This is a genomic window from Ewingella americana, from assembly GCF_006438725.1.
Classification (GTDB): domain Bacteria; phylum Pseudomonadota; class Gammaproteobacteria; order Enterobacterales; family Enterobacteriaceae; genus Ewingella; species Ewingella americana_A.
The window spans coordinates 318641-331962 of record NZ_RCZD01000004.1; the positions used below are offsets into that span (position 1 = coordinate 318641).

Annotated in this window: 13 protein-coding genes and 4 pseudogenes; 9 read left to right on the forward strand and 8 right to left on the reverse strand. The window is 44.3% G+C overall.

From position 1 onward, the window contains the following. Positions 1-23: 23 nt before the first annotated feature. Positions 24-1601, reverse strand: coding sequence for a sensor domain-containing diguanylate cyclase (locus EAH77_RS09610; RefSeq protein ID WP_241673429.1), 1578 nt, complete (start codon positions 1599-1601; stop codon positions 24-26). Positions 1602-1861: 260 nt separating this feature from the next. On the opposite strand from EAH77_RS09610, the gene EAH77_RS09615 reads away from it, so the two are divergent. Genes EAH77_RS09615 through EAH77_RS09625 form a run of 3 tightly spaced genes read left to right on the forward strand, consistent with a single transcriptional unit; the run spans position 1862 to position 4636 of the window. Next, positions 1862-2269 (forward strand): GtrA family protein, encoded by a 408-nt coding sequence (locus EAH77_RS09615; RefSeq protein WP_140472053.1) that lies wholly within the window; start codon positions 1862-1864, stop codon positions 2267-2269. Then, positions 2266-3177 carry a glycosyltransferase family 2 protein gene (locus EAH77_RS09620; protein WP_140472055.1) on the forward strand — a complete coding sequence of 304 codons (912 nt, stop codon included), beginning with the start codon at positions 2266-2268 and terminating at the stop codon, positions 3175-3177. Before EAH77_RS09615 ends, EAH77_RS09620 begins: the two co-directional genes overlap by 4 nt. Before the next feature lie 13 nt (positions 3178-3190). Then, the gene (locus tag EAH77_RS09625) at positions 3191-4636 is read left to right on the forward strand and encodes a glucosyltransferase domain-containing protein (protein ID WP_140472057.1); all 1446 of its coding nucleotides are present in this window, start codon (positions 3191-3193) and stop codon (positions 4634-4636) included. 89 nt (positions 4637-4725) lie between these two features. On the opposite strand, the gene EAH77_RS09630 is transcribed toward EAH77_RS09625, so the two are convergent. Beyond that, the gene (locus tag EAH77_RS09630) at positions 4726-4905 is read right to left on the reverse strand and encodes an isocitrate/isopropylmalate family dehydrogenase (protein ID WP_347237669.1); all 180 of its coding nucleotides are present in this window, start codon (positions 4903-4905) and stop codon (positions 4726-4728) included. A gap of 162 nt (positions 4906-5067) precedes the next feature. Between EAH77_RS09630 and EAH77_RS09635 the strand changes: the two genes are divergently transcribed. The 3 genes from EAH77_RS09635 to EAH77_RS09645 all read left to right on the forward strand — a co-directional run bounded on the left by EAH77_RS09635 (position 5068) and on the right by EAH77_RS09645 (position 8547). Continuing rightward, positions 5068-5295: a hypothetical protein gene (locus tag EAH77_RS09635; RefSeq protein WP_140472061.1), complete on the forward strand. Its 228-nt coding sequence runs from the start codon at positions 5068-5070 to the stop codon at positions 5293-5295. Between the two features lie 591 nt (positions 5296-5886). Next, positions 5887-7125, forward strand: coding sequence for an alginate O-acetyltransferase AlgX-related protein (locus EAH77_RS09640; protein ID WP_206664883.1), 1239 nt, complete (start codon positions 5887-5889; stop codon positions 7123-7125). A 3-nt stretch (positions 7126-7128) separates the two neighbouring features. Further along, the gene (locus EAH77_RS09645; RefSeq protein ID WP_140472063.1) at positions 7129-8547 is read left to right on the forward strand and encodes an MBOAT family O-acyltransferase; all 1419 of its coding nucleotides are present in this window, start codon (positions 7129-7131) and stop codon (positions 8545-8547) included. 56 nt (positions 8548-8603) lie between these two features. Here the strand turns inward: EAH77_RS09645 and EAH77_RS09650 are convergent. The 5 genes and pseudogenes from EAH77_RS09650 to EAH77_RS09665 form a co-directional block, all read right to left on the reverse strand. After that, positions 8604-8810, reverse strand: a pseudogene (locus EAH77_RS09650) (hypothetical protein); the annotation flags it as partial. Positions 8811-8857: 47 nt separating this feature from the next. Further along, positions 8858-9076: pseudogene (locus EAH77_RS25790) on the reverse strand (YmfQ family protein); the annotation flags it as partial. A gap of 96 nt (positions 9077-9172) precedes the next feature. Further along, positions 9173-9382: pseudogene (locus EAH77_RS25795) on the reverse strand (phage GP46 family protein); the annotation flags it as partial. Between the two features lie 68 nt (positions 9383-9450). Beyond that, positions 9451-9723 carry a hypothetical protein gene (locus EAH77_RS09660; protein WP_241673430.1) on the reverse strand — a complete coding sequence of 91 codons (273 nt, stop codon included), beginning with the start codon at positions 9721-9723 and terminating at the stop codon, positions 9451-9453. A gap of 262 nt (positions 9724-9985) precedes the next feature. After that, a complete protein-coding gene (locus EAH77_RS09665; protein ID WP_241673431.1) occupies positions 9986-10330 on the reverse strand; it encodes a hypothetical protein in 345 nt (114 codons plus the stop codon). A 246-nt stretch (positions 10331-10576) separates the two neighbouring features. Between EAH77_RS09665 and EAH77_RS25515 the strand changes: the two are divergent. Then, positions 10577-10711, forward strand: a pseudogene (locus EAH77_RS25515) (integrase); the annotation flags it as partial. A 111-nt stretch (positions 10712-10822) separates the two neighbouring features. Here EAH77_RS25515 and icd read toward each other — a convergent pair. Beyond that, the gene (icd, locus tag EAH77_RS09675; protein WP_140472067.1) at positions 10823-12076 is read right to left on the reverse strand and encodes an NADP-dependent isocitrate dehydrogenase; all 1254 of its coding nucleotides are present in this window, start codon (positions 12074-12076) and stop codon (positions 10823-10825) included. Positions 12077-12208: 132 nt separating this feature from the next. Here icd and rluE point away from each other — a divergent pair, with 132 nt between their 5' ends. After that, positions 12209-12835: a 23S rRNA pseudouridine(2457) synthase RluE gene (gene rluE, locus EAH77_RS09680; RefSeq protein ID WP_140472069.1), complete on the forward strand. Its 627-nt coding sequence runs from the start codon at positions 12209-12211 to the stop codon at positions 12833-12835. Then, a complete protein-coding gene (locus EAH77_RS09685; protein WP_140472071.1) occupies positions 12828-13274 on the forward strand; it encodes an NUDIX hydrolase in 447 nt (148 codons plus the stop codon). The genes rluE and EAH77_RS09685 overlap by 8 nt, the downstream gene beginning before the upstream one ends. The last annotated feature ends 48 nt before the right edge of the window (positions 13275-13322 follow it).

The following is a 13322-nucleotide window of genomic DNA, read 5'->3' on the forward strand; positions in this document are numbered from 1 at the left end:
TTTTACTCACTTAATCACTCAGTTTAAGACGGCGAGACTACCCGGTTTCGCCCTTCCTGCTTAGCACGATACAGCGCTTCATCCGCTTTTTTCAGTACCCGCTCGACCTGATTCTTACCATGGCCCCCCGCAGCAACACCCAAAGAGATGGTGATCTTACTGGCCTGTGGTATCTGCATCTCTTCGACACTTTGGCGCAAACGTTCAGCAATTAACGTTGCCACTTCAAGTGACGTACCTGGCAATACCATCAGAAACTCTTCCCCACCGTTACGGCACAGGATATCGCTCTCTCGCGAACCTGCACGAATTTGCTGGGCCAGTTGCTTGATCACCTCATCACCTACATCATGACCATGGGTATCGTTGATCTTTTTGAAATGGTCGATATCCAATGCAATCACTGAAAAATTCAGCTTCATTTGCTGAATATACTCCAGTGCGCTCGCCAGCCCGCGTCGATTGAACAATCCGGTCATCGGATCGGTTTGTACTTCAAACTTCAGCTTGCCGATTTTTTTTTGCAGCAAACTGATGCCAACCAGCAATGCACGCTTGAGCTGCGTCGCCTCAAAATACCAATCGGGTATCAAACGGATGCTATTAGAGATGTCCGGTTTGTCCATGTTATTGGCACTGCTTGCCAACTGACGGAGCGGTCGCGCAATCAAACGCGACAGGATCCAGACGCACAACAGCGTTAATAACGCCAGCGGCGTTAAGTGACGCAGCACCTTAAACATCAGCCCCTGCAACGGTTTAAGGGTCGAGTCTGTCGGCCTGATCGTAATGATAGCCCACCCGGTTGAAGGCACCACCGCATAGCCCGCCAATACGGGCTCACCCACAGTATTGACCATCGTCATGCTGCCATTTGACACATTTCTGACAGCGTATGTAATCGGTTTAGGCGCCAGCACTTCACCGATGCGCGCAGGGTCATGGTGGTAGAGGATCCGCCGGTTGCGATCAAGTACCACAATGTAGGAACCATCGCGGTAATAGTGCTCCCCCAGCAATTCGTTAAGTATGCTTTTTTGGCGTAAGTAAATAGTGCCGCCAATATATCCGCGGTAAAGGCCCTCAGCGGTAATGATCGGGGTGGAAATATTGATTACCAGATTATTGGCGGCCGAAATATAGGGCTTGCTGATCAACGGTCGGCGCAGTTTCAGGGCTTCGAGGGCACCGGGGGTGCTCAGCTTGCGTCCCATTAATTGCAGGCTGTCAGGAGATGTGGCGCGGATAAAACCCTGCGCATCGGTGATCCCCACCGAGTTAAAACTGTCACTCTGGTATTTCAGACGTGCAGTTTCTGCCTGCAGGGCGGCAGTATCGTCAAACTTAGCCGCTGCAATACGGCTGCTGTAGGACAGCTGTTTTTGCATGCTAAGGATAAAAAGCTCAGTGCTGGATGCAAGTTTAGTGGCATAAACCCGATTAGCTTCCAGCGTATTGTCGATAAGCAACTGCCGCTGCACACTGTAACTGGCATAGAAACTGTTCGCCAGGGTCACAAAAGCACTGGTCACGGCCAGAATCAGGATCAGGCGACGTAGATCGAGACGAAAAAAGACGCTGAAAAAAGATGAACGTGACAAGGTAATGGCCCCGGAGAAAAAAGTGGCTAATGTTTACCACCGTCGGCTCTTCTGCACAAGAAGATGGGCAAAAAAACGTCTGCCATTTCGAGGCGACAGCCCTGGCTTTGGCCTCTACGCCACAGGTATTGAAACCATCACGAAATTCTCAAGAAACCTGGTTTCGGCGGCCGTCTGGTTTTCAGCCATGATCCATAACTCAAGGTCAGTTATTCCCCCCATCTTCAGGAAAATTCTCATATAGTTTTGTCATCGGCATCATGCAATGGCAAAATGCTACAAACTCAATTTTGCGAATTTTTCGATTGAATACTTTTTTACGTTATGCATCGGTCGGGGTAGTCAACACACTTATCCACTGGGTCACATTCTTTGTACTTATATTTATAGGTGTAACCAGCCAAGCTTTGTGCAACTTTGCGGCATTCTCGCTCGCAGTTTCATTCTCTTTTTTTGCCAATGCACGATTAACGTTCAAAGCACAAACCACGACCTTGCGTTACCTGCTTTACGTTGGATTCATGGGCATGCTGAGTTACGCAGTAGGATGGGCGTCAGACTCATACCGTATCCAGCCAATATTCACCCTTATCGTCTTTTCAGTAATCAGCTTAGTTTGCGGGTTCTTTTATTCTAAATTCATCGTTTTTCGGAGTCATAAAGCGTGAGAATTTCCCTGGTAGTTCCCCTACTCAATGAGGAGGATGCTATACCAATTTTTTATAAATCAGTGCGCGAATTTCACGGATTCACAGGTTATGAGGTTGAAATAGTTTTTATCAATGATGGCAGTAAAGATGCCACAGAGTCGATTATTCGTGCTCTTTCCGTAGTGGATCCTCTTGTGGTTGCTCTTTCCTTTACACGTAATTTCGGCAAAGAATCTGCATTGTTTGCTGGACTTGAGCATGCGAGCGGAAATGCAGTAATTCCCATTGACGTAGATCTGCAAGACCCTATTGAGGTTATCCCTCTGCTTATAGAAAAGTGGCAAGCGGGAGCGGATACAGTACTCGCTAAACGAATTGATCGAAGCTGCGATGGACACCTAAAACGCAAATCAGCAGAATGGTTCTACAAAATTCACAATAAAATAAGTGACCCAAAAATAGAAGGGAACGTAGGCGATTTTCGCCTGATGTCACGAGAGATGGTCGAAAATATTAAACTCATTCAAGAGCGGAACCTATTTATGAAAGGTGTGCTTTCATGGGTAGGCGGCCGGACTGATATTATTGAGTATACCCGTGCAGAACGCATAGCAGGAAAAACAAAGTTCAATGGCTGGAAACTATGGAATCTAGCCATTGAAGGGATCACATCATTCTCTACCCTCCCTCTTCGTATTTGGACATACATCGGGCTATGCGTAGCGGCGATGTCCTTCTTATACGGCACCTGGATGATCGTAGATACTTTGGCATTTGGCAACCCTGTGCATGGCTACCCTTCTATTTTAGTATCGATACTCTTTTTGGGTGGAGTGCAACTAATCGGAATCGGTGTGCTGGGAGAGTATATCGGTAGAATTTATATTGAGACCAAGCATAGGCCTCGTTACATAATAAAAAGATGAGATGAGATTTTAAATGATTTGTAAAAATGACCAGAAGACCTTAGCGTTCTACTCGGGGGTAGCTCTGCTATTCATATATCCTCTTATCAACGCGGGGGTATTTTACAGAGATGATTTGGACAGAGCCATCACTGGACAATATGGGTGGCGTGGTTTAGGTAGGCCCATGGCAGATATTCTAATGAGAATCCTCTCTGCCAGCGGTCACTATAATCTTGACCTATTCCCATATACCATGCTTGCATCTTGCGTATTTTTAGGTGCTTCATCTTTATTGCTCAGCAAGCATTTAAATAGAATGGACGTTCCACACACAATTTTCGTTGCCGCCCTTTTAGTCTTCAATCCCTACATATTGCAAAATATCGCCTACAGATATGATTCTTTAGGAATGGCTATTGCCTTCTACTTAGCCGTTTTAGCGTATACTTATAGAGATAAAAGCATAATTCGTGAGAGAACGATAAAAATAATATCAGGCATTACTGCTTTAACACTATATCAGCCATGTGCAAACATATTTATCGGGTTACTTGCAGCAGACATTATGATCCTGGGGATTAGAAATAATTCATCCACATACGATTCAATAAAACTCGTCATAAGAAAAGCTGCAGAGTTTATATTTTTTTACATTTGTTATATGCTATTTTTTTCCACTAAAAACAACTCGCGTGCAGAGCTAATATCTCCTAACTCTGAAGGTTTAAAACGCTTATCCAATTCTATAAAAAATCTCTATGAACTTGTTTCATCTTACTTCCATGGTCCTGTATATATTTATTTTGCAATACCTATATTGATCGCGCTTTCATTTTCAATGACTAAATTTTTCCACAGCAAAAAAAAGTTATTGATATTTATTACGTTCACCATAGCGTCAGTTTTTATTTTTTCGTTTTCTCTATTGGGACCAACTATCTTCCTGCAGGAGGCTCCTGTGTTGCCAAGAACACTGATATCCTTCTCAGTACTGTTTGTGATCATCGCAATTTTAATCGTTGAACTCTGCCCTAAATTTAGATATTTAGCATTGATCCCTATAATTACAACCTTTGCTTTCAGCGCTCAACTTAGTAGCGCTCTAAAATCTCAACGTGATTACGAGGATTTTGTTTTTAGCATGGTAGCAAGAGATATCCTTAACTATAAAAATATAAAATCAATTGGAACTGTGGGTCAAGTAAATATTAATGAGCGGACAAAGTTGCTAATAGAAAACAAGCCACTAATTGGCTATTTCCTTAGTCCTGCTACTGAATTCCTTGCCTCATTTCAACTCATTAATAAAGGAATACCACAAATGTCACATGGTTATGGTGACGAACAGGGCAATAAACAAAATATTGAAAACATTGTAAAAGAGAACATAGCTCCGGTTGTTTCAAATAAAGACTACTCTATTTACATAAAAGATAGTTTAGCAGTGGTTAAATTAGGTAATGACAACCTTAACTAGCTGTCCATGTTGTGAATTCCCCAAGACGGTTGAGCAATAAAAAACGGGAGCTTTCTTAGCTCCCGTTTGGGTGAATCCGCAAATCCGAATTACATATTTGCGATCATCGCGTCACCAAACTCTGAACATTTCAGCAGTTTAGCGCCTTCCATTTGACGTTCGAAATCATAGGTCACGGTTTTCTTAGCAATCGCGCCTTGCATGCCTTTAACGATCAGGTCTGCCGCTTCGAACCATTCCATATGACGCAACATCAGAGCGATACAAATAAGGTAATACATTGATTTATAATGCGAATAGCCTACTTACCTTATCTCTTTATATGCAAAAGCTGGTGTTTGTAAATATTTGATTTTACTTAGAATAAATTTAGTTTTGCAGAAAGAATTTTGGCGTTTATCCTATCCTGATTCATTCTAAAAGGATAAAAAATGCCTCCGCTCGTATATGACAAAAAAACTCATCTTTACGACGTCAATGGTGACCTTTTGAGTGAGGTCAAAATCGATATTGTTCCGGGTGCTGTACACCTGTTGTATTTTGGTGAGCTGGAAGGAAATCAGATTTTAAAACTGGATGATGGCCGTGAAATCGTTTTGAAAGGATTTGAGCAAAATAAGGAAAATCCCTCTAAGCATATTGTGTATGCTGCAATTTAGTAAGGTGAAGAAGGCTCAATACGTATACTCTTGCGCATGCGTGATTTTTCAGTAAATTAGACGAGTCACTTTCCGGCTTCTGTTCACGACAATGCACATGTGTGAAATATCTATGCTCCATGCATGCCCCATAGATTCGTTTATACTTTTACCCGCATCGTGTACGCTGGATCACGCAGGACACCGGCATCAGATGATGCACCATCCTAAAAATTCCCAGCTGACTATATAGAAAGGCAACTCGCACACGTATCGAAAGATAAAATACGAGGCATCTATAATCACGCGCAGTAGTTGCCGGAACGCGCAGAGATGATGCAGTGGTATGCCGACTATCTCGATTCTCTGTGATCTGAAAGGTTGTAAGATGAACCTCAAATGGTAAGATCCGCTGAAATTTTTCAGGGTTGACACTGTGAAATCATTAACGGCACACAGACAGGCTGTGGTGTATGCATCTGTTGGCTTGGCTAACATAGCTGACTATCATGATATCCATATCAATAGCCGTAAAAGAGTTTTATCAAGAATTACTGCGCTAATTAAGACGAGCACAATGATGCTATTTGATAACAAGGAACGATACGTTAAATGACCAAGAATAAGTATGGGACGCTGCCTGATTCTAACCACAGATCAAGACCTCATATGATCTTTGTATGGATTATGTTTTCTGTAAGTTTTCTGCCTATTGTCTTAGCGATACTTCAGTCACCAGCACTTTTTGGCCCCCTAACAAATGCATTCCCAGCGATTAAATCACTTAGTGACTGGTATTCATCCAAAGTAGAGCAAGTGCAGGAAATGCGTATCTTGACCCCATTTCCTACACAGTGGGATGGCTCTTGGTATGCGATTGATAAAAATTATGGCCACTTTGAAAAATGGTTTAACGATCACATGGGGCTTAGAGATTTTTTCATCAGATCCAAGAATGAATTGGATTATAGGCTTTTCGGGTCATCAACCCGCGTCTATTATGGTTCTGACAACTATATCTATGGGAGAAACCTCCTTGATAATGAGTTGCCAGCCACTGAAAGGGAAATGGCTTCCTCAGAAAGCAGGAGTGCCATTATAAATGGCATGGCTTCCTTTACTGAAGACCTTAAAAAGCAGGGAGTTACAACATATTTCATTACTCCCATGCAAAAAGAATACTTTGTTAAAGATCGGCTTCCATTTTTTGCCCCTCACGTTCCGCAAAACAGTAATTTTATGCATTTCTACAACGCCCTGAAAGCAGACTCGAGACTGAATATTATTGACGTTGACCAATTGATCAAGTCTGTCCCAGGTGAATATAGTACGTTTTATACGCAAGACTTTCATTGGACGAATGTATCTGCATACTATATATCTCGCGATCTAGTAAATCGCATTGCGACTAAAGAGAAATCTCCTTTGGTTTGGAATCATAAGCTCGAAATTGAATATATTCCGTTCCTTGGATCTGATGCGAGATTTTCATCGCGCCTTATAGCCGATGAGCATGTGATGGAGCCGGATGTTAAGAAAACGTGGCTCCCAATTCATAAAATAAGTCGATTGAATGTTGCTCAGACAGGTCTTGAGTTCGAAACTGATGCTGTGCAGGGAAATGGGTTACTCCCGGAAACATGCATGTTTGGAAATAGCTTTAGCGATGGAATGTTAGATGTTGGCGTGACTGATTTCTTTAGCAAGTTTACTAAGTTGGATAGAAATCGTCCGTTGTCAGATGTTCCAAAGTTAATAGAGGGAAGATGTAAGTATCTCATTGTTCAAATTTTGGACATTCAGCCCGGGCACTGGTTATATTTCAAGAGTCAATATAGGAAAGGAATTTAAAAAATGGTTTTCTCATCACCGGCATTCTTATTTATTTTCTTTCCATTATTTCTTGCAATTTACTTTTTACTGCCCATAATTATGCGCAATGGGTTTATTTTGCTTGCAAGCATTTTATTTTACTTGCTTGGAGTGGGTTCTTTAGTAGCGGTTGCCGGTGTTCTTCTTTTAATAAATTGGTTGGCTGCATTGAAAATAGGCGCTATATACAAAGATGGAGGAGACTCCCTGGAAAAATATGTATTGTTGTTTACAATAATTGCAAACATTGCTCCACTTGTTTTTTTTAAATATCTTATTTTCTTTGCTAGTATTATAAATGATTTGTTTGGTTTTAATTATATTACCAAAATCAAAGATCTGCACTTGGTGCTTCCTCTTGGGATTTCATTTTATGTTTTCCATTTCATTTCATACATAACTGATGTTTATCATAAAAAAATAACACCAGAAAAAGACCTGAAAAAATTCGCTGTCTACATTTCTCTTTTTCCTCATTTAATTGCTGGTCCTTTAGTAAGATACTCAGAGATAAAGCAACAACTTGATGTAAAACATCGACGACTAATTAAAAGTGATGTTTTTTGGGGCATGGTGATTTTCTCTATAGGTCTTGCAAAAAAAACACTGATAGCCGATCCGCTCGGCGTCGTAGTCGATGCAACGCATAATCCGATTGCCATTATTACGACATACTCAGCGTGGCTTAGCTCAATATGTTACTCTTTCCAAATATACTTTGACTTTTCAGGGTATACAGATATGGCGATCGGTATGGCTAGAATGGTCGGATTTCGATTCCCTCGCAACTTTAACCGACCGTATGCCGCCAATACTATAACTGAGTTCTGGAAGCGCTGGCATATGACTCTATCGCGGTGGTTGCGCGATTATGTATATATCCCTCTCGGCGGCAATAGAAGTACTGAGTTGAAAACCTACCGAAATCTATTTGTGGTATTCGTTGTATGTGGCTTATGGCATGGTGCCGCTTATACATTTCTCATCTGGGGTGTAGGCCATGGGTTATTAATTATCCTTGAACGAATGGGGATAATTAAGTTGGAAAAATTAAAACTTGGCAGCATTCCATTACTGGTTTTGACAACATTACTTTGGGTGCCGTTCCGTAGCGTCGACCTCGCAGAAACTAAAACATTTTTTAGAGCGATGTTTAATATTGGTGATAATGTTCAGATATGGACGGAGGCTAATTTAGGTTTAGCAGACCCGAAGGTCATATTTATACTAATACTTTCGCTTACCATTTGCCTACTGAAAGACAGAGTTTTTTATAAATTCAGAGATACTTTGTTCAAACACCCAGTAGTTATTGGCGCCTACAGCCTGATTGTTTATTTCCTATCTTGCATCTCCATAGTAGAACACGGATTTAACCCATTTATATATTTCCAATTCTAATCAAAAAGAACCAATTCCACAGATATTTTCACAAGCATCCCGCTCATTGGTCAGATAAGCAATTTCAACGCTGCCAAAACTTGAGCATCATTGCTTGAATCTAAGGATAAACCACCAGCAGTAACGACATCGGCTAATTCACGCTGGACCGTATTAAACCAGGCGGCATCTAATATTGTCGGCAGCGTTCCTGCAGCAACATTGCCATTTGTCCATTCGCCGTTGGCATCCGCTGTGGACGTAATACTTCCAATTTTTTGCATAAAAAATCCTCGCCAGTAAAGGCGCTTAAAGTTGAATAAAAAATCAATTAAGAGGAATAACCAAACTTCACGATGGTGTGTGAGGGAGCCAGACCAGTGAGCCTGCATTCCAGGCGCTTATTACCCCAAGACCGTAGAGGGTCTCCGCAATAAGACATCCCGGCCTGAGCATAAGTGATCGTCGTTTTCGGTGCGGTGACCAGCCGGGTAAAGGGCCAATTCTCTCCATTTAACGCATCACCACAAACAGACATCCCTACGCGAGCCTCTCTAAAAACAGAGATCGTGATGTCATACACTATCTGGGTGACTGGGGTAATCCCCGCAACTATGCCGTCATCGATGAGCCACTTCAGGGCCTCCGAGGCATAACTTTCTGCCTTATTAGCCGTGGCCACAGTGAGCTTTTGGCGGCGAAGAAGCCAAAGCCTGGAACCAATCGGGTATTCCTGTTCAATATCACCCCACCACCCGCGCCGGTCCTCTCCGTCATATTCATCGTCTGCCCGCGCCAGCCAATCGGTAAAGAGGCTGATCAGGATGGCGGTGTCGAGATCGTTGCCCTCCTGCAGGTCGCCTGACGCCTCAACCTAATCACCGACGGATTGTTCCGCGTTCCAGAGCGTTGTTATGTCTGTCATTAAACCTGCTCCCCCGGTTTCTCACTGGTCGGTGATGAACTGCCGCTCTGCACATTTTCCACAACATGATTGTGCCCGTTGTAGGTATCGCGCAAATTTTTCAGGGTAGTGGTGTTACTGCCTGCGTTATCAATAATATCACCCGTGCATTTTAGCACCGGCGTGTCGGCATAGATTTCTTCTGAGGCAACGATGGTCACCTTCGTCGAGTTGATGACTTTCGCCGGCTGGCCATTAGCATCAATTTCTATCCCCGTTTCGCTCAGCTTCATGTGCATCCCCCACAGGTTGTATAGGATAGTTTCACCCGGATTAAGGCCGGTCTTTCGGCTGCCTTTATGCCCGGAGGCGATCACAATAGCGTTTGAGCGGTCACCGTACCCGCAGACGGGGGCCATGTTCGGGAGCAATCGCAATAAGACGGGTACGCATGCGGGAATATTCTTGTCCAACGGCAGAGATCATATCTTTGTATGGCAGCACCTGGCCTGATTTGATCTCGTACTCGAGCTGAGTTAATAGCGCCAGAAAGTTTTATTTCAACGTTCTGGCCCCGTCAAGTGTCATTTTGGCGTCGCGTTCTGCGACCATGCGTTCAACAATTTTCGTCGGTGAATCTTCGGGGTCACTCGCAGATTTGTTATCTAAGTTGTTACCCTTGGACTTGTTACCTACTTTGTTACCCTGTTTGTTACCTGTTGCACTTTTATCGTTTTTTTTCTCGGCGCGTGTAACAGTTTTTCGGTAGCGAGCAATGTTGGCATTTGATGCTTCAACATCGATGTCGTCACCATCAAGAACCAGCCAACCACGGGCCTTCCACGTTGTTACCGTCTTGCGGCTGACGTCGTGAAGTTTGGCAAAATCTGACTGGTTCATTTGTTACCTCAGTTGTTACCTGTTACCTAAATTTCAAAATTTTATAGCTAGGCGCAGAACGCGGCGCGCAATGCCCGTGAGTTAAAAAAGTCCGGGGAAGGACCCATTTTTTTATTGGGCGTAAAGCCGGCCGACTGGAGGCAAATATAAAAAAAGCTGCCAATTGGCAGCCTAATTGTTGAATTTGATTTGCTAATCCACGGTGATGCGCACAAATACTTCAGTTCCGCATCATTGAACGTTTAAAAACATAAAATATCGGAACGTCTTTACCGGACACAAGGCATAGATACTCAGAAGTTATTAGGACACAAAAGTCAGATGATGACTGATAGGTATAACGATGATCGGGGCAAAGACTGGGTTGTTTTGGCAATTTAATTGGTATGATTTTCAATCGGTTTTGCAGAAGGGTTTTGCAGAAGAAATTTAGAAGGGTTGAAAAATAAAGGGGGCGCACTGCCCCCGATGTTCATTTTAACAATGCCGCAATTACATATTTGCGATCATCGCGTCACCAAACTCTGAACATTTCAGCAGTTTAGCGCCTTCCATTTGACGTTCGAAATCATAGGTCACGGTTTTCTTAGCAATCGCGCCTTGCATGCCTTTAACGATCAGGTCTGCCGCTTCGAACCATTCCATATGACGCAACATCATTTCTGCAGAAAGAATAATTGAACCTGGGTTCACTTTATCCTGGCCTGCATATTTTGGTGCCGTGCCGTGAGTTGCTTCAAACAGTGCGCAATCAGAACCGATGTTAGCGCCCGGTGCGATACCGATGCCGCCAACCTGCGCCGCCAGGGCGTCAGAAATGTAGTCACCATTCAGGTTCATACAGGCAATGACGTCATATTCAGCCGGACGCAACAGAATCTGTTGCAGGAAGGCATCAGCAATCACGTCTTTAATGATGATATCTTTGCCGTTGTTCGGGTTCTTGATTTTTACCCATGGGCCGCCGTCGATAAGCTCACCACCAAACTCTTCACGAGCCAGCTGGTAACCCCAATCTTTGAATGCACCTTCGGTGAACTTCATGATGTTGCCTTTGTGAACCAAAGTCAGGGAATCACGATCGTTAGTAATGGTGTATTCGATGGCAGCACGAACCAGACGTTTGGTGCCTTCTTCAGAGCAAGGCTTGATACCGATGCCGCATTCCTGTGGGAAACGGATTTTCTTCACGCCCATTTCTTCTTGCAGGAATTTGATCACTTTGTCGGCTTCAGCAGAACCGGCTTTCCATTCAATACCTGCGTAGATATCTTCGGAGTTCTCACGGAAAATCACCATGTCGGTGTCTTCCGGGCGTTTTACCGGGCTAGGTGTACCGGTGTAATAACGTACCGGGCGCAGGCAGATATAGAGATCAAGCTGTTGGCGCAGGGCAACGTTCAGGGAACGGATACCACCACCGACGGGTGTGGTCAGTGGGCCTTTGATGGCAACGCGGTAATCGCGGATCAGGTCCAGCGTCTCTTCTGGCAACCATACATCTTGACCGTACAGTTCTACCGATTTCTCACCAGTGTAAATTTCCATCCAGGAAATTTTACGTTCGCCCTTATAGGCTTTTTTAACGGCTGCATCTACCACTTTGATCATGGCAGGGGTAACGTCAACGCCAATACCGTCGCCTTCGATGAACGGGATAATAGGATTATTAGGAACGATCAGTTTACCCTGGGCATCAACTGTAATCTTTTTACCTTCTGCCGGAACCACTACTTTGCTTTCCATTAACCTCTCCTTCGAGCGCATTTTTGTTAAAAATTTGTAAGATGCGGATCGATATTACTTGAATAATGTCCGCGCGCCAATCTGAAACCGTTTTCACGTATAATGCGCTAATTCTCCCTGACTTCAATGCCTATGAAACCGATCTCTGTTAAAAATCACCACGTTAACCGTTTCAGCAAGCGGCCTGAGCGGACACACCCGCCACAACATGGCCTGCGTAAACTGCTGCTTTTCAATAAGCCGTTTGATGTCCTGCCGCAGTTTACCGACGAAGCAGGCCGTGCCACGCTCAAAGACTACATCTCATTAACAGGCATATACGCCGCAGGCCGCCTCGATCGCGACAGTGAAGGTTTACTGGTACTGACCAACGATGGCAAACTGCAGGCGGCGCTGACTCAACCGGGCAAACACACTGGCAAAGTCTATTTTGTGCAGGTAGAGGGAGTGCCGGATGTCGCTTCCGTCAGCGCATTACGCGACGGCGTTGCGCTGAACGATGGAAAAACCCTACCGGCAGGCGTCGAGGTTGTAGAAGAACCGCAGTGGCTGTGGCCTCGAAATCCGCCGATACGCGAACGAAAAACCATTCCCACCGCCTGGCTGAAAATAACATTATATGAAGGCCGTAACCGGCAGGTTCGTCGTATGACCGCCCACGTGGGTTTTCCGACCTTGCGTCTTATCCGCTTTAGTATGGGTGAATTTACCCTCGGTGATTTACAACCCGGTCAATGGAAGGAGATCTCAGATGTTTAAACCGCATGTTACCGTCGCCTGCGTTGTGCAGTCGCAGGGGCAATTTTTGATTGTCGAAGAAACTGTCAATGGCAAAGTGACCTGGAATCAGCCCGCCGGTCATCTTGAAGCCAATGAAACCTTGTTCAGCGCCGCTAAGCGCGAACTGTACGAAGAGACAGGCATTCATGCTGAGCCGCAATCTTTCCTTAAATTGCATCAATGGCAGGCACCAGACGGCACGCCCTTTCTGCGCTTCGCGTTTGTGATAGATCTTGACCTACAACCGTCGACTGAGCCGCAGGACAGTGAAATAGACCGCTGCATCTGGGCCAGTGCCGAAGAAATTATCGGCTCGACGCAGTTGCGTTCACCTCTGGTGGCGGAAAGCATCCGTTGTTATCAACTCACTGCGCGTTATCCACTGGACCTGCTGGCCAATTTTAATTTGCCGGAATAACCTTTCTTACCGGTTGTTGCTACCCTGTGAATCAGCGATGCGGCAACC